Origin of the sequence: Paenibacillus xylanexedens (genome assembly GCF_007680605.1) — a bacterium.
Taxonomy (GTDB): Bacteria; Bacillota; Bacilli; order Paenibacillales; family Paenibacillaceae; genus Paenibacillus; species Paenibacillus xylanexedens_B.
The window spans coordinates 276,849-295,428 of sequence record NZ_VEIO01000003.1; the positions used below are offsets into that span (position 1 = coordinate 276,849).

Here is an 18,580-nt window from a genome sequence, read left to right on the forward strand (position 1 = left end):
ATGGATTTATTTTCTTATTTTTTGTAATTTATAGCACATTTCACGTAACCGATTCAGCTTTTCTTTAAACTCATGTAAACATAATTAACTTCAAATTTCAAATACTTTTTTATGTCAACTATATTGACATGAATAAATCGTTATTTTATAGTTAACCCATAAGAACTCCATAACTGAAGAATCACTCACAGTTACAACGACGTAACTGGTTGAAACGGCAATGAAGCCTGTTTTGCAAATTCGGAGATAAGGGATGCGTATGTATATGCGCAGTCCTCCGATGCATGACAGGCTTTTTCGATTTTTAGGAAGAGACGAAGGTAGCGTAGTGAACAGAATACAGAAATGGATCTGAGGAGGCTAACCACAATGAGTACAACGAAAAAACTGGTGCTGGTCGGCAATGGTATGGCGGGAATTCGTACAATTGAGCATATTCTGAAACTCGCACCACACGCATATGACATTACCGTCTTCGGCGCAGAGCCGCATCCAAACTACAACCGCATCATGCTATCTTCCGTTCTCGCAGGCGGAACCTCCATTGAAGATATCGTGATTAATGACTGGAGCTGGTACGAAGATAACGGTATCCATGTCTATCCGGGCGACCCTGTCGTGCAGATCGATACGGTACGCAAGGAAGTTGTATCTCGGAATGGGGTCCACGCATCCTATGATGAGCTGATTATGGCGACAGGTTCACAGGCTTTCATCCTGCCTCTTCCAGGCGCGAATAAAGAAGGGGTCATCGGCTTCCGTGACATTAAAGACTGTGAAACGATGATGGCGGCATCCCAAAAGTACCGCAAAGCGGCTGTCATCGGCGGTGGACTACTCGGTCTGGAAGCTGCCCGCGGACTATTGAATCTGGGTATGGACGTAACCGTCATTCATATTAACGGACACTTGATGGATCGAAATCTGGATCTGCCTGCTGGATTAATGCTTCAGCGAGAGCTTGAGGAGCAGGGAATGAAGTTCCTTTTGAACAAACATACGGAAGAGATTACAGGCAAAGGCCGGGTTAAAGCACTTCGCTTCACCGACCAAACGGTGCTTGAGGCAGACCTCGTTGTGATGGCAGTCGGTATTCGCCCGCAGATCGAACTGGCTCGAAACAGCGGTCTGGACGTTAATCGCGGGGTCATCGTGGATGACTATATGCATACCAATATCCCTGGAATCTCTGCTGTAGGAGAATGTGCGGAGCATCGCGGTATTGCCTATGGACTCGTAGCTCCGTTATATGAACAAGGCATGGTTCTTGCCAAACGGCTCGCTGGTGCAGCAACCGAAGGATACGCAGGGTCGGTCACTTCAACCAAGCTGAAGGTTTCGGGAGTCGACGTATTCTCTGCCGGACAATTCAAGGACTCGCCAGACACACGCAGCATTCGCATTCAGGATGATGTAGACGGTATTTACAAAAAGATGGTGATCAAGGACGGCAAGCTCGTCGGTGCAGTGTTGTTTGGTGATACGACCGATGGCGCATCCCTCTTTTCCTTCATTAAAAGCGGTGAGGACATCAGCGGTCGTGAAAAAGAAATTTTGCTCGGCGTGCCTTCTGGCGGTTCCGGTTCCGGCCCGTCTGTAGCCGAGCGCATGGCTGCCATGCCAGATGATGAGATCATCTGTGGATGTAACGGTGTAACGAAAGCTGCCATCGGTGATGCTGTTCTCAATAAAGGATGTAACACCGCCCGCGCTATCAAATCCTGCACGAAAGCTTCCGCTTCCTGTGGAGGATGTAAACCAATCGTGGAATCACTGCTCACCTATTATGCAGGGGACAACGTGGGCGAGCAAACCAAAGAAGGTATCTGCGGCTGTACTTCGTATGACCGGGATGAAATTGTGGCACAAATCAAGGAGATGGGCCTGAAAACCGTCAAAGAAGTCATGAACGTGCTTGGCTGGGATGAGCCAGAAGGCTGCTCCAAATGTCGCCCTTCCCTTAACTACTACCTTGGTATGATCTGGCCTACGGAATATGAGGATGAGCGGGTATCCAAATTCACGAACGAACGTTACCATGCCAATATTCAGAAGGACGGCACGTATTCCGTTATTCCGCGAATTTACGGTGGTGTAACGTCCCCGGCAGAACTGATCAAGATCGCAACAGTTGCAGAGAAATACGACGTACCGATGGTCAAATTTACGGGTGGACAACGACTCGATCTACTTGGAGTACAGAAGGAAAACCTGCCGAAGATTTGGGAAGAGCTCGACATGCCTTCCGGCTTCGGTTACGGCAAAGCATTACGTACAGTAAAAACATGTGTCGGTAATACGTTCTGTCGCTTCGGTACACAAGATTCGATCGAAATGGGCATTCGTCTGGAGAAGAAACTCGACAAGATGGTCGCTCCGGCCAAAGTAAAATTGGCGGTCTCGGGATGCCCACGGAACTGTGCCGAAGCAACGATTAAAGATCTGGGCGTTGTCGCCATCGATGGCGCATGGGAGCTTCATGTCGGCGGCAATGGCGGTGTGAAGGTTCGAGCAGCCGAGCTGTTATGTACGGTGAAAACAGATGCTGAAGTCGAAGAGTGGACTTACGCTTACCTGCAATACTACAGAGAGAACGCAAGATGGAACGAGAGAACAGCGGCCTGGATTGAACGGGTAGGTCTGGATCATGTGAAGGAGGCTCTGGCAGATCGGGACGTACGTCTCGCACTGGTGGAACGTCTGGAAGTGACACTCGGTCACACGGTAGATCCTTGGAAAGAGATTATTGAAGATGAGAAATTGCGTAAAAACTTCACCCCACTGTCCGGTGCAGAACCGGTAGCCCACTAGAAGAGGAGGATCAGCGATGAGTAAATTTCGAATTGGGCATCTGGCCGATATTGATGAAAAAGGGGCTCGTACCTTTCTGGTCGAGGATACCGAAATTGCCGTTTTCAAACTGAGCGACGGTAGCCTTCATGCCGTGGAAAATCGTTGCCCTCACAAGGGCGGCAAGCTATCAGAGGGTATGGTCTGCGGAACAGCCGTTCACTGTCCGCTACATGACTGGAAGATTGATCTGCGAAGCGGCAAGGTCCATGAACCGGACGATGGTTGCTTGAACACGTACAAAACAGAAGTGGACGGAGACAGCGGAGATATCTATATCACGATTGCAGGTTAACACAGCGGTCGGCTTGATAAGCACTACTGACAGAAGAGGGGTGCACGATGGATTTTGTTAAACCTGCAAACGTCAATTATGGGAACACGGTCATGAGCCGGGGGCTGGTAAGTATCATCGGTGCCGGCCCCGGTGATCCCGAACTGATTACAGTCAAAGCCTTGAAACGGATTCAGTCTGCTGATGTTATTATGTATGATCGACTTGTCACAGACGAATTACTTGCCGAGGCGCGGGATAACGCTCTCCGCATTTACTGTGGCAAAGCTCCCGGGCTTCACTCTATGAGCCAGGAGATGATCGGACGTATGCTGGCTTCTCATGCAGCGGAAGGCAAACACGTTGTTCGGCTTAAAGGCGGCGACCCGTTCATCTTCGGTCGTGGCGGTGAAGAAGCGCTGGTGCTCGCAGCGTCTGGTATCCCGTATGAGATTATCCCCGGTATCACTTCGGCTGTGGGTACCTCCGCTTCTTCGCTCATCCCGCTGACCCATCGCGGGGTCGCTTCTTCTTTTGCCTGCGTGACGGGAACCGGCAGTGACGGAAGTGCATCCTCTGTTCGCTGGGACCTGCTTGCGCATAGCGTAGATACGCTTGTGATATACATGGGGATAAGCCAGTTATCACAGATTCAGCAAGAGTTACTTCGTCATGGCAAGGCGGGGCATACACCAGCCGCACTAATTGAACGAGGAACGACAAGCGAAGAACGAATTGTTACAGGCACACTTGCCGAACTGCATACATTAGCAGATAGGCATCACATCTGTAATCCAGCTTTAATTATAGTTGGAGAATCCGTGCTCATCCGCGAACAACTGCTCCAGATGGAGCGAGCCGCATCTGCTTCAATGACGGGTTAACCAGGAGTTACACGTAAGCCCCCGTAGCGAAACGCATTCACACGGTATAAGCATGTATTTGCATATATTAGTCCGACAACATACGCTCATTCATCGTCCGGCCCTTCTGCCCTGGTTCGATCAGCAGACGGGTCGGTTTGATGTTAATGAGAGCTGTCAACTGTTCTCCCATGTAATGAGCGGAGTATTTGAACCCTGTTTCTGCCCAATGCATAATAACCCCCACGGTTGCTGATACGAGATAACTTAACATAATGTCATAATTGATCACTTGCTCGCTATCTTCAGTCACCAAAATGAAGTCTTGAGTAAGGTATTCTCGGAACACATTGTTGATCCTGAGTGCCATATCCCCGTGCATTGTCATGAGCGCCTTGAATTGATCCTGGTGATTTTCAATATATTCAAATACAGGCATAGTCGACGGTAAAAGCCCGGTCATATCCACTTCTGTGAGATTAGCATACGGTGTGGCGTAAGCCTGTCCTAATCCTTGCAGGAAGTCTTCCAGAAGAAATTGCAATAGCTCCGGTTTGCCGGGAAAATGCAAATAAAAGGTCCCCCGATTATAATCGGCCCGTTCCGTGATATCCCGGATGGTCAGGGCGTCAGCCCGCTTTTCCAATATTAAAGACACCGCCGCAGCGATAATCGCATCCTGCGTTCTTCGTGCTCTCCGATCTTGAGGGTGTTCGATAATCAACACTTCCGCCTCCTTTGTCCATTATTGTAACCTAAATGAACAACGCTTACATCTGTGTTCAGTAGCTGACATTTGCGCTGTCAATGATTATTGTCACATGTTTATGTATATCTTAACATTAAGACAGGAACTAAAGACGACAGGTTTTCACCCACTGAAAATATGATGTAATTCTTATGGAGATTACCTGCCCATTATATATTATTAAGGAGACGATTCAATCATGAGTACATCCTATACACAAACCGCTGTCATTACAGGAGCTGCCGGAGGTATTGGTAAAGAACTTGCACGTCGACTGGCTGAACGTAAAATTAATCTGGTATTGGTTGATTTGAACGAAGAAGCGATTGCCAGAACGATTGCTGAATTAAATCTCGATCAAGAGCATGTCATTGCAGTCAAAGCCAACGTATCCGATGAAGCAGACGTTAAAAATTATGTGCAAAAAGCAATGGATGCATTTGGACGTATCGATTATTTTGCCAATAATGCCGGTATTGAAGGACCTACAGGTCTGATCGAAGACCTCAGCGTTGAAGCACTTGATACAGTATACAACGTGAACATTCGCGGGGTATTCCTTGGTCTGCAAAACGTCATTCCTGTGATGAAAAAACAAAAATCCGGTGCGATTCTGAATACCTCTTCCCTCGCGGGTCTGATGGGCGCTCCGGCGGTATCTCCATATATTATGTCCAAACATGCCGTTGTTGGTCTCACTCGTACCGCTGCGAATGAGCTGGCACCTTTCAACATTCGTGTTAACGCCGTATTGCCAGGTACAATCAACACACGTATGATGCGTCAGATTGAAGCTAACTCCGGCAACGTAGAAGATTACCAATCTGCTACGGTAGCCGCTATCCCGATGGGCCGTTACGGCGAACCGGAAGAAGTCGCAGCCGTGATGAACTTCCTGTTGTCCGAAGACGCATCTTACGTTACCGCATCCCTCTACACTGTAGACGGCGGTATGATGGGTCAGTAATAGGTAATTGATGGTTGGTAACACCAACATCATTGGCACATGGGCGGGCATATAGTAAAACCTACGGGCGTGTACTCTACGCGATGCCCCGTGTAGCGAAATTTTACTGACATCGGGCCAAGTTGCAAGAGTTTTTTTACTCCCACACCGCTTGTTTGATGCTAAAAGACCTCGACACCACCATTAAGGAAACTCCCTTTGGGTGAAGTTGAGGTCTTTTTCTTATATGCAACAGCTGCGCTCTCATCCGGAGCTGATCCAATACGCTAACGATCACCACGAGCCTTATTTCGGCCATTTCAGCACATTTCCTAATCTAACGATCACCAGGAACCTTATTTCAGTAAAAACGCCCTTTTTTCATCAAAAATGATCCTCTACTCCGAAAATAACGTCTCTCCTGATCGTTAGATTTAAAAAGATCCGAAAAACACCGAAATAGCGTCGCTGGTGATCGTTAGAATTTTTGGTGCACGGTTAAAGACCTATTATTTCTAGCTTACTCCATCGTTCGTTCCTTAATCCAAAACGTTCGTTCCCTAACCCCGAAGCTTTGCCTAATCCACGTATCCCGCGTGACCTTTGTCCATCAAATAATCCATTTCTGCATCCAAAATACTTTCAACGGTTAGCTCGTCGAGCTTCACATCTTTGCGGCTTAGAATGTAATCAGACAGGTCGTCACCGTCAATATCGACGTCTTTGCCTTTGGCATTCTCATGTGCCTTATTGATGTAAGCTTGCTCATGCTTCAATACCAGCTCAATATTTGCCTTACTGGCCTTTGTTTTGTCCGCGATATATTGCATCATTTCCTGCTCGTTAATTTCGTTGTTGTCTGCCACGTATAGTTCATCTCCTTGGTTATCCTTCTTGCTGTCATTGTAGCATAGGTTATCCCATTACGGGCAGAACTTATGCCTAGCCGTTTGTGGCACCCTTTAGGACAGACAAGGTGCTCATTATCGCCAGTCGCCACTTTAGCATCAGCCCTACGATAACCTCACGTAAAATGTCGCCCCCTCTCCCACGACACTTTTCGCGTAAATCTCTCCCTTATGTTGCTCTACAATAGACTTGGCAATCGCCAGACCGAGGCCATGTCCACCGTGTTTACGCGCTCTTGATGCATCCGTGCGATAGAAGCGGTCAAAGATTCGATCCAGATGCTCTGGCGCGATCCCCTCCCCCGTATTGGAGATGGTCAGCATCACATCATGGTTTTGCTTCTGGAGTGTAATGTTCACGGCCCCAGTTGGCCCGGAATATTTCACGGCGTTATCGAGCAAGATCAGAACAACCTGTTTGATCTGCTCCGGGTTTCCGTGAACCATCAGATCAGGAGCAATGCTATAATCCAGGGTAATATTTTTTTCGAAAATCACCGCTTCCATCGGTAAAACAATACTTTCCACCGCTTCACTCATATTAAACCTGGTATGGATGAGGGTGGAACGTGAGTCCTCCATCTGAGTCAGATACAGCAAATCATTCGTTAGTCCAGACATGCGCTCGGTTTCCGATTTGATATAGTGTAGCCATTTGGCCTGGCTTTCAACAGTCTCCTCCTGATTCGCCAGCAAGACATCCGTGTTCGTATTGATGATTGCCAGCGGTGTTTTCAATTCATGTGATGCGTCGGCGATAAACTGTTTCTGTTTCTCAAACGCTTCACGCACAGGTGCAATGGAACGGTTGGCAAAATAACGACTTAGGAAGTAGATGACGATCAACATCATGAGCCCAACCACGGTAAACGTGTAAACCAAATTCGTTAGGATACCCTGCTGCGCGGTCACATCCATGAATACGATCATGTGCCCGTCCCCGCTTGGATCAACCACATAGGCCCAGTCCGTGCCATCCAGTGCAAATTGTCCAGTCCAGCGATTACTGTCACCTTGGCCGGTTTTCTCATGATCTACTTTTTGTAGAGCTTGCGTGTACAAAGATTCCTCCATATCAAACCGCGATTGTGTATCGGTAATTTTCCACTGCTTATCGGTCTGGATCATAAAAGAAACCGACCGGGCTGGGGGTGCACTTGGATCTCCACCTGGTCCTCGAAATCCACCAAAGTTCCCACCGTTCATGCCCCCGCTTTGCCCTTCACCTCGTGACTGCTGGGCACCCAAGCCAAACGGGCTATGGTAGAAATCGGACACCTTGTACAGCTCCATATTCGTTTCGCGTTGCACATTCTGGTACGTAATGGTGTAGATCGTTACAAAGGCCACCAGCATCATAATCGAGATCGACACCAGATTGACAATCAGGAACCGATTGCGGAGTTTCTTGAACATTAGTTCGTCACCTCAAGTACATACCCTACGCCCCGAATCGTATTAATACGGACAGCCGAATTCAGGAAGGTTAGTTTTTTGCGTAAAAAAGAGATGTAGACCTCCACATTGTTATACTCGACATCCGAGTCGAATCCCCATAACTTTTCGATGATCTGCTCTTTGGAGGTGATCGCTTGTTTGCGGGTGATCAGCAACTCCAGCAACTCGTTCTCTTTCAAGTTTAATTTGATTTCCTTACCTTGAACACTCAGCTTCAACTGGGTTGTATTCAGTTCGATATCACCAAACTTCACCCCATCCTCAGGGATCACTTCCCCTTTACGTCTTAAGGCCGCCCGAATCCGGGCGAGCAATTCTTCCGTGGCAAAAGGCTTTGCAATATAGTCATCGGCACCGTAATCGAGGCCGGATACTTTGTCCGACAGTTCTCCTTTGGCTGTGAGTAAAATAACCGGAGTATGGTTTCCTTCGCTGCGGAGCGTTTTAAGCACCGTTATGCCGTCCATCTCCGGCATCATAATGTCCAGCAGTAACAGGTCGTAGATGCCGCTCTGCGCATAATCCAGTCCTGACCTGCCGTCGTGGACCATGTCCACGGAGTAGTTGTTTTTTTTCAAAATCTGCGAAACCGCTTCTGCCAAATGAACCTCATCTTCCGCAATTAAAATTCTCATCCTCTATTCATCCTCTGCTCACGGTGGTTTGTATGTTCTTATTCTATCAATTAAACCTTGAATCAACCTTAATAATTGGTACACCGGCAAGATATAGATGAAGGAAAAGAAATGTTAACGCAATGTAAAACGATTTAAGATTCATTCAAGGTTGCTTCGCTAAGATACAGACATGACAGCAACACACAACAAACCAAACATAATCAAAACATACACCAACTTATCCATACCCGAAAGGACTGAACCGTCGTGGCGATTGAAGTATTCAACCGATATGAGAGCAAGTACCTGCTGACCGATGAGCAATACCAGTATTTCTACAACGATCTGCTCCACTACATGGAACTGGATGCCTACAACAAAAAACATGAGTTTTACTCTATCAGTAATCTGTACTTCGATACACCGCAGGATTCACTGATTCGAGCCAGTTTATCCAAACCGAAATACAAGGAAAAGCTGCGTTTGAGAGCTTATGGTGTGCCTGAAGAGAATGCGAAAGTATATCTGGAGATCAAAAAGAAAGTGTTCGGTCTCGTCAACAAACGCAGAACCGCGCTGAAGCTGGATGAAGCTTACGATTTTGTCCGCTCGGGACAAGCGCCGGAGCTGGCCGATTACATGAACCCGCAGGTGCTGGAAGAGATCAAATATTTTCTCAGGCTCTATGACCTTGAGCCCAAAGTGTATCTGGCCTACGAACGCAAGGCGTTGTTCGATAAGAACAGCCGCGACCTTCGGATTACGTTCGACACTAACATTCGCAGCCGCAGATATGATCTGAAGCTGGAACAAGGAGATTACGGTGAACCGCTCGTCAAGGACGGGCGCTGGCTCATGGAAGTCAAAGCCGAGAAAACCGTTCCCATCTGGCTGTCCCAATTACTGTCGGAGCACGGGTTGTACCGGACCGGATTTTCCAAATACGGCAATGAATACAGACATCTGGTGAGAACCACCAATCTGAATTATCAGACGGAACGAGAACTTATCCCGGGTACTGATTTCAATCCTAACGACGCGGTCCCGGCTGCTTCACAAGAAAAATTAATTAGAGAAAGAGAGCGTGCACTCTATGCTTGATGCCCTTTTCAGCTCCGCCCTAGACGATTCAACCTTGAGTTTCAGCAGTGCTGTCATCACAATCGGACTTGCCATCCTCCTGGGACTTATCATCAGCCTTACCTATATGAAAACCAATCAAACGACTTACTCACAAAGTTTTACACTGACTATGGTTGTGCTTCCCGTAATCGTTGCCATCATCATTCTGCTGATCGGTAGCAACATTGCCCGGGCGTTCAGCCTGGCGGGTGCCTTCTCTATTATCCGTTTCCGCAGCGCTCCCGGTGATCCGAAAGACATTTCTTACGTTTTGTTCACCATGGCATCCGGTCTGGCCTGCGGTGTAGGTGCCTTTGGTTACGCCATTCTATTTACCATTATCCTTTGTGTGCTGATGTTTGTACTGAGCCGATTTAACTTTGGCGGAAAAAAGAGTCAGCAGAAGACACTCAAGATCACCATTCCCGAGAATTTGAGTTATGAAGAGGCTCTGAACGAAGTATTCCATACCTTTAAAGTCCCATTTGATCTGAAAAAAATCAGAACGACCGAACTCGGCAGTCTGTATGAACTGGTTTATAACGTCACGATTCACGAGAGCGTGAATCAGAAGCAATTTCTCGATGCCATCCGTACACGGAACGGCAATCTGGATATCTCGTTAACGATGAGCCCAACGACAGAGTATTAAAATTTGGAGAGGAACGATATATATGAAGAAGAAAAATACTCAGAAACGTAAAAACATCATGACAGGCAGCAAACTGTGGTCCATCGCCATGATTACCAGTCTGCTCGCGGCATGCAACGCTCCGGCAACGACAAGCAACACAGCCAATGCAGCCGTCTCCACAACTGGAACAACTAAAATTGTATCCGTCAGCGAGTCCACGTCCGTGAAGTATGACGATCTGGTCTCCCTCGATGCCGATGATACAAATGTTAGCTGGACTGAGGCGGATTCGACCATGATCAAGCTGAACGGTACGTCAGCAATCGTAACCGGGTCCGGTGCAAAGGTAGCGAGCGGTTCAGTTACGATCTCGGAAGCAGGCACGTATGTGCTGAGTGGTGAGCTAACCAACGGCCAGATCGTGGTCAACGTCGCCGATAAAGGCGTGGTACATCTCGTGTTGAACGGCGCAACCATTCATGACAATGACAGTTCTGGAATCTACATTCAAAAGGCGGGCAAAGCGGTGATTACGCTTGAAAAAGGAACCCAAAACGCCGTTTCCGATGGTAAAACATATGTATATGCCGACAGCAGCACCGATGAGCCGGATGCGGCCATCTTCAGCAAAGCCGATCTTACGTTTAACGGTGCAGGTCAGTTGACCGTCACAGGCAACTATAATGAAGGGATTACAAGCAAGGACGATCTGAAAATCATCAGCGGCTCTATTAACGTCAAGGCAGCCGATGACGGCATCAAAGGCAAAGATATGGTCGCCATTCAGGCAGGGACCATTACGGTTGATGCGGCAGGTGACGGCATTAAATCAACCAATGATACCGATACCAGCAAAGGGTTTGTCGCGATTGCAGACGGTACCTTTACTATTCAGAGTGGCAGCGACGGCATTCAGGCAGAAACCGCACTCGTTACGGATGGCGGTACGTATAACATCGTGACGGCTGGCGGCAGTGCGAATGCACCTGCCAAGGTCGAAGAAGGCCCCGGCGGTGGTGGCTTTGGCGGAGGCCGTGGCAGCTTCGGTGGCGGTGATGCAATGAATGGCGGTACGCCTCCAACCGACATGGGCACACCACCGGATGGTGAACCACCTGCTGACATGCCAGCAATACCAAATAACAATGGCAAATCGTCCGATTCCAACGGGGATGCAGACAATGCATCGACAACAACAGAGGAAGAGTCTACAAGCGCCAAAGCGCTTAAAGCCGGAACCGATCTCACGGTGAATGGCGGAACATACACCATTGATTCTATGGATGATTCCTTGCACAGCAATAGCCATGTGACAGTAAACGATGGGACTTTCAACATTCAGTCCGGGGATGACGGTATTCATGCCGATCAGGCGCTGACGATTAACGGTGGAACGATCAAGATAGCGAAAAGTTATGAAGGGCTCGAAGGGGCAGTTATTACCCTGAATGACGGGGATGTAGACGTAACGGCGTCAGATGATGGGGTGAATGCCGCTGGTGGTGAGGCAACAACGAGCAGCACAACAGCAACTACAACGGGAAAAGCTACAAATAACAGCAATTCTGCTACCGACACAAACAAATCAGCAGATACAGACACTGCTAACTCCACTGGAACGACGGGTACCACATCCACGTCAGATCAGTCGGCACAAGGTTCGGACGCAGGCCAGCAAAACCGAGGCCCTGGGGGCATGCCGGGCGAATCATCAGGCAATAACGAACTTCACATCAACGGTGGCTCCCTCACCGTAAATGCAGGCGGTGATGGCCTCGATGCCAATGGTTCCATTACGATGACGGGCGGAACGGTTATCGTGAATGGCCCAACGAATAACGGTAACGGGGCACTGGATTATGACGGCACATTTGTAATCAGTGGCGGATATCTGGTGGCGGCGGGAAGCTCTGGCATGGCGCAAGGCACTTCCGATGCTTCAACGCAAAATACAATTGTGATGACCTTCCCTGAGACACAAAAAGCCGGAACACTGGTTCATGTTCAGGATAGCAAAGGGAATAATATCCTGACGTTTGCACCAGCAAAAGATTACCAAAATGTAGTCGTCAGCTCACCAGACCTGAAAAAAGATGGCTCTTACGTCATTTACTCTGGCGGAACATCGACAGGCAAAGCGGTAGATGGACTTTATACCGATGGTACGTATAGCGGCGGAACCCAAATCGTTGCTTTCCAATCAACAACTAATGTGACTTGGGTGAATGAATCAGGCGTAACGACAGCACGCTCCGGCATGGGTGGTTTCGGTGGAGGTGGACAAGGCGGATTCGGCGGTGGGAGAAATCGTTCGCAATCCGGTACATCTACAGACACAACGGGTACGACAAGCACAACTGGAACTACAGGAACTACGGATTCGGCAAAGTAACTAAATTTGAATAAGCTGATTGAATAGAAGGCAGTTGCCACTGCCTGACCCAAGTAATTTAAAAGTCATGCTCTGATTTCACAATCAAGGTGAAATTGGAGCATGACTTTGCTTGTTTTTCCCCAGAAGAAAATAAGTCATCTAACAGGAACCTGTCTGCCTAACGCGAATATGGATATACATTCTAAATCGTACTTGGGCTGGTTTCGAAGTTAACCACGGCACCAGCATAGCTGAGCATACCTTATTCAAGAATATGAAAGGAGTTCGATTGAGATATGCTAACCCCCGTTTCACATCGCTCAAGGATGAAATCAGGATATCGATAGCAGCGAAAGCTCAAGTTCAGTCTGAATTAATTTCTAACGATCGCCACGGAGCTTATTTTGCAGTAAAACGTCCTTTTCGGATTCTAACGGTCACCACAGAGCTTATTTCCAAGAAACAGGCCAAAAAACGGCCAAAATATAGCTTTTCTACCGAAATAGCGTCACTGGGGATCGTTAGATTTTTAGATTGGTTAAATCCAGCCAAATAACGTCTCTGGTGATCGTTAGAAGTTAGCTGAGACGAAATCAAGATACGGAGAGAACCATTTATGTTTATAGAGAAATTCCAACCAGCCCCACTCTCAAAAAGCATACACATACACCTTGGTTCGCAACGCATCGCGGCAGGTGATCGTGCGCAGTGGCTCTTTGCCCGGCAGTGCAAAACATACGCTGATCACCTTCGCACCCGGCGGCAGTTCCCGTTGGAACTTGTCCACGAGCCGAGTCATCGCACCCGGAAACAGATAACAGATCACACCATCGGCATGTGCATAGGAACATGTATAGATGTTGCCGCGGATGAAGCGCAGACGTCCCTTGAACGAATGCTGTTGTGCTCCAGCGCGGCGGAGCCCTATACTCAGCCATGTCAGGCATTGAGAAGTCCACAGTGGGATGAGTGAGTTTTCAATGCCCGTCAGTCTTTTGCCAGGACAATGCTTCACCACATCCATACCCAGTGTTCCCCATCCCGAACCCGCCTCCATAATATCTGCATAACCCGTTATACGATTAACCTCCTGTATCACTACCTGCCTGACCGGGCGGGATGTCGGCATGGGCGAGATTCCATTTTTCCAGCTTACGATTACGATCCATACAACGGCAATCAAAGTTAACACGGCAATCAGCCATGGAATTAATTGAATAATCATCATGAACTCATCATAACAAAGGGAAGCTTCGGCGGTCTATGACCGCGCAGAAGCTTCCCTTTCCTATGTCTATATTCTTTTAAAAGACCTGATCATCATTACTTGGCAGTACTGTTTAGAGGATATGATGCAATTATTCACCCGTTTCCCCGACATGAGACTTCATGTATACCCCTTTTTTGTACACGGATTTAATCGTAAAATGAATGCCCAGTTTGCGATTCGTGCGGTAGATGAGCGAGTTAATCTCGTCAATGCCCACCGGATCACTCTCCAGCATACTTCGTTCCGGCCACACCTGAGCAATGATCTGCTCCCTTGTTACAAAATGATCCAGCTCACTATACAGCAACTTGAATAATTGATATTCCTTCTTGGACAGCGGAATTTCATCTTCGTTTACCTGCACCGTCTGCAGATGATCCTGTAAACGCACCCCCTCACCAAGCAAGTCCGATATACGATATTCTCTCGTCTCCCCGAGATCACCTTCCACCCGAAGGTGAATCAAACCGTTGACCAGTGTCAGGCTATCGCCTTCGCCAAACGGATATTTCTCATATGGGACGAGGCGTTGCCCGTTAAGTTCGGTTCCATTTTTGCTATCCAGATCCTCGATCCAGAGCTGTTCTTTCGTGTCATAATGAATGCGGCAATGCCGCTTCGATATCATCTGATTATAGATGGACAAGTCCAGTTCACTGACACCTGTGTAACGCCCCACCGTAATCGAGCGGCCCTGGCTCACATAGGCGAATGAACCATCGCTCTCCTGTCCCGGCGTACGAATGACGATTTTTGCCGTCTCCCGCATGTTATTCCCCACCTTTAATGTCACTCGGTCTCTATCTTTTCATTCGAGTACTGATAAATTCATCAGATTTGTTCCATTGTTTGCGTGCCTGCCATTTCATATAGTGATATACAGGAACACCATAGACTTAAACAGGCTTAAACATTCTTTACTCATTCTATAACTATACCAGACGTTGTGCATTTTTTCTCATAACGCCCTGACGGACGCTTTAGCTTATTCAACAAGAGAGGTATTTCCCATGAAGAAAAAAACCATTTTGATATACGTACTGCTTGCCTTCGCTCTATCTATGACCGTAACCGTATTATCTCGCGTGAGCGGCGATGGCGGTGTATCACCAGAGGGGACATCGGCCTCCGAAATGTCGTGGCTTCGGATGAACAATCAACCTTAAATGTGGCAGCTACTCTATTATAAACGCGACTCCTGTGCAAAACGTTTCACGAATGTCATCGATGCGTAACATTTGCAGCACGTCTTTCGTTCCACAATATAAGGGGAGGAATTTCAGTGAAAAGAAATACCATTCACGCGATCACATGCGCTCTTTTTGCTGCTTTGATCCTTAGCAGTTGTCAAAGCTCTGATCTGCCCAATCCAGCGGAATTAAATAAAACTCCACGAGAGCTGGGGTCATTCTATCCCGATAACATCACTGAAGTAGATTCAATTGAGATCATGAGTGGCAGTGACGGTTCTACAAAAAGAACGACCAATCCCAAGTTGATTCATGACTGGATTAAAAAGATTCGACATGTAAAAATCGTTCAGCATCCGGACGCAGAAGACACAACAGGCGTGTTATTTCATGTGACCATGTTCAAACAGGAAAACGTCATCTTTTATATGACACCTACCGATATGAATCATCAGCCAATCGAGCCACAGGGTGAACTGGCAGACCTCATGACTGAGCTCTACGAAGCCATTCCATAGCATTTTTTGCACTCAAAAGGACTCTGAAATCACTTTAATTCCAGAGTCCTTTGACAACGTTCAACGAAGAATATAACGTAGCAAGCACAGCTTTTTCTAATATGATAAGTACAACGACACTCGTTATAAGCCTACATCAATGTTGTTCATCATCTGTTTCTTCGGATGTACCTGGGATACTTTTCTCAGATTCACTGGATCGCGTTGATTGATTTGTTGGATTTATTGTATTCGCCACGCTCTCCTTCGCCTGAATCTCCTCCATCCGGCTGGACACCTTCTGATACAGATACGAAATACCCAATAGCAACAGACCAAAGCTGAAATACGCGATGATTTTACTGCCCGCCGTCAACAGACTGACATCGTAGAACACCATCTTGCCCGTGGCGAACAGCGTCAAACCCAGACCGAGACGGCGGATCATGACATATTTTCGACGGAACCCGTACGCGATATAGAGAATAGCCAGCACCAGGTAGATCAAGCTGAACATCAGTCCTACGTCGCCCCACTGGAACTGAATGGTCAGGAACGCGGTGATGACGCCGAGCAAGTAGATGCCCGCAATAACGGGATACCACTCCACACTTTTGAACTGACTACGTATCCCCAAAATAAGCAGATCACGCCCCGCGAAGAATACGCCCACGTTGAAAATAATTAACACCACCAGTCCGACAATCTCGGCTACCGTATGTTGCTCCAAACCTGGTTGCAATGCAGGCATTGTTAAGGTAACAGCCAGTGCAATACAGCATCCGACTGCATGCAGGAAAAGGGTATACCCCCGCAGGAAAGTGTCACGAAGCATCTTCACTTTGCCCAGTCCATACGCCAAAGCAATCGTCAGCGCCGCAAACATAAGCAACTTGTAGAACATGTATAACAGGAAGGTCTCATCCACAGCCCTGATATACAATTTATTCGATTCATAGAGCACGTACAACCATACATTCACAAGGGTCACGTACCTGAAACCTTCCAGGAAACCACGCTCCCACGGGACGTAGTTGAATCGCCTTCCCATTCCTTCGGAGGCGTTTCCGCGCAGCGCCCAAGCATAATAAAGCGTAATGAGCAGGGTTCCCAGCGTAAGACTGGAGTATTTTAACATGAAATACGATTGTTCCCCTACAAAGAATAAGGACAGTAGATCATACTGCACAAAGATTACAATACACAGTAGCACGATGCCCCAGCCCGCACGCTCCACTGCCTTGAATTTTCTGAAATGTCCAAACGTAACAAGCAAGACACCTTCAATCAGCCAGCCCATCGACAGCCATTTCGAACCAAACTGGAACGGAACAAACAGAATGGTGAAGGTGAGCGACGTAAGATAAAAAAGTAGAATGGTCTGCTTCTCCTGCGCCATATGTCGCTGAACCAACCTCGCAAGTCCAAGATAGACGAGTGCAAAAATAACTGCAAGCAAGCCCTGTGCATCATTCCAGCCCGCCGCATCAAGCAATACATATAACACAAGACAACTCAAGCTCGTATTCATCGCTAACAAGGCAAAATCCCACCAAGTCAGCTTCACCCGATGTTTAAACGGATACGCAAGCGTAATACCCAGATACAGAGCAAAAGTCACCACAGAATACAGCATACCTACCTGTTCACTCGGCGACAGCCACAGCAGAATGAGCATCGATGGCGCGTGGAACAGGAAGCTGATGTAATGCACTACCGGCCATCGTTGCCCGAACGAAATGAACACAATGATACCGTTCAGCAGCAACAGATAGATCATTGCGGTATAGACGGCTGTGCCTTCCAGTCCAAACGTAAACAGGTATGAGAAAAAAGGCAGATACCCGCCTACCAGACCAAAGGAACAGATCGTTTTCGACTGATACCGCAAAGACAGCAGGACGGACACCGCCGACACCAGCACGGATAAACCCAGACCTGTATACAGCCCGATAATATGCAGCAGGAAATAACTGTAGAATATCGAACCAAACAGCACAGATATACCTCCGCCGAGTAGCCCCATGGCAAATGTTTTCTGTTTGCGCCGGAACAGCAGCTCGCCGCCCACAAGCATCAATATGCCAAGCAGGAAAAAGCCCGCGCCCTTCATCTCATCGCTAAACCACGTCGAATACGAGTACCGGAAGGCTGCCCCAACTCCCAAAATCAGGAGCAGGATCGCCACCTTGTTAATCCAGCTCAGCCCGATCCGCATCTCCATCCGGTTCTGCTTGATCCGGCGCTGGATCGTCTCCTCGCTCAGCTCCTCCTCTTCCATCTGCTCATAACCATGCTGCATCTGCCCCCGCACAGCCTCGGCTCTCTCCCATACCGCCTGTTTGTGTGATTCGATACGTGCATTGACCTCGGTTGCCAGATAGGCAATCCGCTCCTTCATCTCAGCCGCATCCTCTTGCAGATGCTGGGAAGCCTGATTGAAGAGAGTATTCAAATTAGCTTTGGTTCGATATTCCAAATCACTGATTTGGTCATTATGCACTGCTGTTTTCCCCTGAAAATACGCCTCCATCTTCTCCCGGGATACCCGGATCAAGTTCAGCTTCTCGTCCAGCATCTGCTCGGACAATGCCGTGCGAAGACGCGCATTCTCCTCTTCCAGCTGGCGTGCCCGCAGTTCAAGCTGCCGCAGCTTAAGCTTCTGAGCTTCGGTCTGCTCCAGCAGCTGTTCATTACGTACAATGAGATCATCCGACTGGTATTCTTGCAGCAGCGCCTGATATTCCTTCGCCAGCTGTTTCTGCTGCGCCTGAACCTGCTCAAGCCGTTCCTTAAATTCCTTCATGGACTTCCTCCATTGGTTGTCAT

At 48.0% G+C, this 18,580-nt stretch carries 17 protein-coding genes; 10 read left to right on the top strand and 7 right to left on the bottom strand.

The annotated features are described in order from the left end of the window. Positions 1 to 369: 369 nt before the first annotated feature. The 3 genes from nirB to cobA are packed head-to-tail and all read left to right on the top strand — an operon-like array spanning position 370 to position 4,008. The gene (gene nirB, locus FS818_RS19025; RefSeq protein WP_145333696.1) at positions 370 to 2,811 is read left to right on the top strand and encodes a nitrite reductase large subunit NirB; all 2,442 of its coding nucleotides are present in this window, start codon (positions 370 to 372) and stop codon (positions 2,809 to 2,811) included. A gap of 16 nt (positions 2,812 to 2,827) precedes the next feature. Further along, positions 2,828 to 3,145, top strand: a complete 318-nt coding sequence (gene nirD / locus FS818_RS19030; protein WP_123063985.1) for a nitrite reductase small subunit NirD — start codon at positions 2,828 to 2,830, stop codon at positions 3,143 to 3,145. A 47-nt stretch (positions 3,146 to 3,192) separates the two neighbouring features. Then, the gene (cobA, locus tag FS818_RS19035) at positions 3,193 to 4,008 is read left to right on the top strand and encodes a uroporphyrinogen-III C-methyltransferase (protein ID WP_260989915.1); all 816 of its coding nucleotides are present in this window, start codon (positions 3,193 to 3,195) and stop codon (positions 4,006 to 4,008) included. Between the two features lie 67 nt (positions 4,009 to 4,075). Here the strand turns inward: cobA and FS818_RS19040 are convergent, their stop codons facing one another. Continuing rightward, positions 4,076 to 4,711, bottom strand: a complete 636-nt coding sequence (locus tag FS818_RS19040) for a TetR/AcrR family transcriptional regulator (protein ID WP_186375547.1) — start codon at positions 4,709 to 4,711, stop codon at positions 4,076 to 4,078. Between the two features lie 223 nt (positions 4,712 to 4,934). Between FS818_RS19040 and FS818_RS19045 the strand changes: the two genes are divergently transcribed. Continuing rightward, positions 4,935 to 5,702, top strand: a complete 768-nt coding sequence (locus FS818_RS19045) for an SDR family NAD(P)-dependent oxidoreductase (RefSeq protein ID WP_145333698.1) — start codon at positions 4,935 to 4,937, stop codon at positions 5,700 to 5,702. Between the two features lie 557 nt (positions 5,703 to 6,259). Here the strand turns inward: FS818_RS19045 and FS818_RS19050 are convergent. The 3 genes from FS818_RS19050 to FS818_RS19060 form a co-directional block, all read right to left on the bottom strand. Then, entirely contained in the window at positions 6,260 to 6,514 is a 255-nt protein-coding gene (locus FS818_RS19050) for a hypothetical protein (RefSeq protein WP_145333845.1), read from the bottom strand. Between the two features lie 180 nt (positions 6,515 to 6,694). Beyond that, positions 6,695 to 8,005, bottom strand: a complete 1,311-nt coding sequence (locus FS818_RS19055; protein WP_145333699.1) for a sensor histidine kinase — start codon at positions 8,003 to 8,005, stop codon at positions 6,695 to 6,697. Then, positions 8,005 to 8,682 carry a response regulator transcription factor gene (locus FS818_RS19060; protein WP_145333700.1) on the bottom strand — a complete coding sequence of 226 codons (678 nt, stop codon included), beginning with the start codon at positions 8,680 to 8,682 and terminating at the stop codon, positions 8,005 to 8,007. The genes FS818_RS19055 and FS818_RS19060 overlap by 1 nt, the downstream gene beginning before the upstream one ends. Before the next feature lie 249 nt (positions 8,683 to 8,931). On the opposite strand from FS818_RS19060, the gene FS818_RS19065 reads away from it, so the two are divergent. The 4 genes from FS818_RS19065 to FS818_RS19080 all read left to right on the top strand — a co-directional run bounded on the left by FS818_RS19065 (position 8,932) and on the right by FS818_RS19080 (position 13,350). Beyond that, positions 8,932 to 9,765, top strand: coding sequence for a polyphosphate polymerase domain-containing protein (locus FS818_RS19065; RefSeq protein WP_145333701.1), 834 nt, complete (start codon positions 8,932 to 8,934; stop codon positions 9,763 to 9,765). After that, complete coding sequence (locus FS818_RS19070) at positions 9,758 to 10,438, top strand: DUF4956 domain-containing protein (protein WP_145333702.1); 681 nt, start codon at positions 9,758 to 9,760, stop codon at positions 10,436 to 10,438. The genes FS818_RS19065 and FS818_RS19070 overlap by 8 nt, the downstream gene beginning before the upstream one ends. 22 nt (positions 10,439 to 10,460) lie before the next feature. Then, entirely contained in the window at positions 10,461 to 12,812 is a 2,352-nt protein-coding gene (locus FS818_RS19075; RefSeq protein WP_145333703.1) for a carbohydrate-binding domain-containing protein, read from the top strand. Positions 12,813 to 13,068: 256 nt separating this feature from the next. Then, positions 13,069 to 13,350, top strand: a complete 282-nt coding sequence (locus FS818_RS19080) for a hypothetical protein (RefSeq protein ID WP_186375548.1) — start codon at positions 13,069 to 13,071, stop codon at positions 13,348 to 13,350. Between the two features lie 93 nt (positions 13,351 to 13,443). Here FS818_RS19080 and FS818_RS19085 read toward each other — a convergent pair whose 3' ends face one another. Together FS818_RS19085 and FS818_RS19090 are read right to left on the bottom strand one after the other, a co-directional pair. Further along, positions 13,444 to 14,019, bottom strand: a complete 576-nt coding sequence (locus FS818_RS19085) for a class I SAM-dependent methyltransferase (RefSeq protein WP_260989916.1) — start codon at positions 14,017 to 14,019, stop codon at positions 13,444 to 13,446. A 133-nt stretch (positions 14,020 to 14,152) separates the two neighbouring features. Next, positions 14,153 to 14,833 (bottom strand): FHA domain-containing protein, encoded by a 681-nt coding sequence (locus FS818_RS19090; RefSeq protein ID WP_123063975.1) that lies wholly within the window; start codon positions 14,831 to 14,833, stop codon positions 14,153 to 14,155. Between the two features lie 241 nt (positions 14,834 to 15,074). Between FS818_RS19090 and FS818_RS28905 the strand changes: the two genes are divergently transcribed. After that, positions 15,075 to 15,230 carry a hypothetical protein gene (locus FS818_RS28905; RefSeq protein ID WP_186375549.1) on the top strand — a complete coding sequence of 52 codons (156 nt, stop codon included), beginning with the start codon at positions 15,075 to 15,077 and terminating at the stop codon, positions 15,228 to 15,230. A gap of 116 nt (positions 15,231 to 15,346) precedes the next feature. Next, positions 15,347 to 15,772, top strand: a complete 426-nt coding sequence (locus tag FS818_RS19095; RefSeq protein ID WP_145333706.1) for a hypothetical protein — start codon at positions 15,347 to 15,349, stop codon at positions 15,770 to 15,772. 136 nt (positions 15,773 to 15,908) lie between these two features. On the opposite strand, the gene FS818_RS19100 is transcribed toward FS818_RS19095, so the two are convergent. Continuing rightward, complete coding sequence (locus FS818_RS19100; RefSeq protein WP_145333707.1) at positions 15,909 to 18,557, bottom strand: DUF2339 domain-containing protein; 2,649 nt, start codon at positions 18,555 to 18,557, stop codon at positions 15,909 to 15,911. Between the last annotated feature and the right edge of the window lie 23 nt (positions 18,558 to 18,580).

Bases quoted from the DNA above. Each gene is read 5' to 3' on its own strand.
- FS818_RS19055 (WP_145333699.1), bottom strand. From the start codon at position 8,005: ATGTTCAAGAAACTCCGCAATCGGTTCCTGATTGTCAATCTGGTGTCG.
- FS818_RS19085 (WP_260989916.1), bottom strand. From the start codon at position 14,019: ATGATTATTCAATTAATTCCATGGCTGATTGCCGTGTTAACTTTGATT.
- FS818_RS19050 (WP_145333845.1), bottom strand. From the start codon at position 6,514: ATGATGCAATATATCGCGGACAAAACAAAGGCCAGTAAGGCAAATATT.
- nirB (WP_145333696.1), top strand. From the start codon at position 370: ATGAGTACAACGAAAAAACTGGTGCTGGTCGGCAATGGTATGGCGGGA.
- FS818_RS19080 (WP_186375548.1), top strand. From the start codon at position 13,069: ATGAAAGGAGTTCGATTGAGATATGCTAACCCCCGTTTCACATCGCTC.
- FS818_RS19060 (WP_145333700.1), bottom strand. From the start codon at position 8,682: ATGAGAATTTTAATTGCGGAAGATGAGGTTCATTTGGCAGAAGCGGTT.
- FS818_RS19075 (WP_145333703.1), top strand. From the start codon at position 10,461: ATGAAGAAGAAAAATACTCAGAAACGTAAAAACATCATGACAGGCAGC.
- nirD (WP_123063985.1), top strand. From the start codon at position 2,828: ATGAGTAAATTTCGAATTGGGCATCTGGCCGATATTGATGAAAAAGGG.
- FS818_RS19100 (WP_145333707.1), bottom strand. From the start codon at position 18,557: ATGAAGGAATTTAAGGAACGGCTTGAGCAGGTTCAGGCGCAGCAGAAA.
- cobA (WP_260989915.1), top strand. From the start codon at position 3,193: ATGGATTTTGTTAAACCTGCAAACGTCAATTATGGGAACACGGTCATG.
- FS818_RS19090 (WP_123063975.1), bottom strand. From the start codon at position 14,833: ATGCGGGAGACGGCAAAAATCGTCATTCGTACGCCGGGACAGGAGAGC.
- FS818_RS19045 (WP_145333698.1), top strand. From the start codon at position 4,935: ATGAGTACATCCTATACACAAACCGCTGTCATTACAGGAGCTGCCGGA.
- FS818_RS19070 (WP_145333702.1), top strand. From the start codon at position 9,758: ATGCTTGATGCCCTTTTCAGCTCCGCCCTAGACGATTCAACCTTGAGT.
- FS818_RS28905 (WP_186375549.1), top strand. From the start codon at position 15,075: ATGAAGAAAAAAACCATTTTGATATACGTACTGCTTGCCTTCGCTCTA.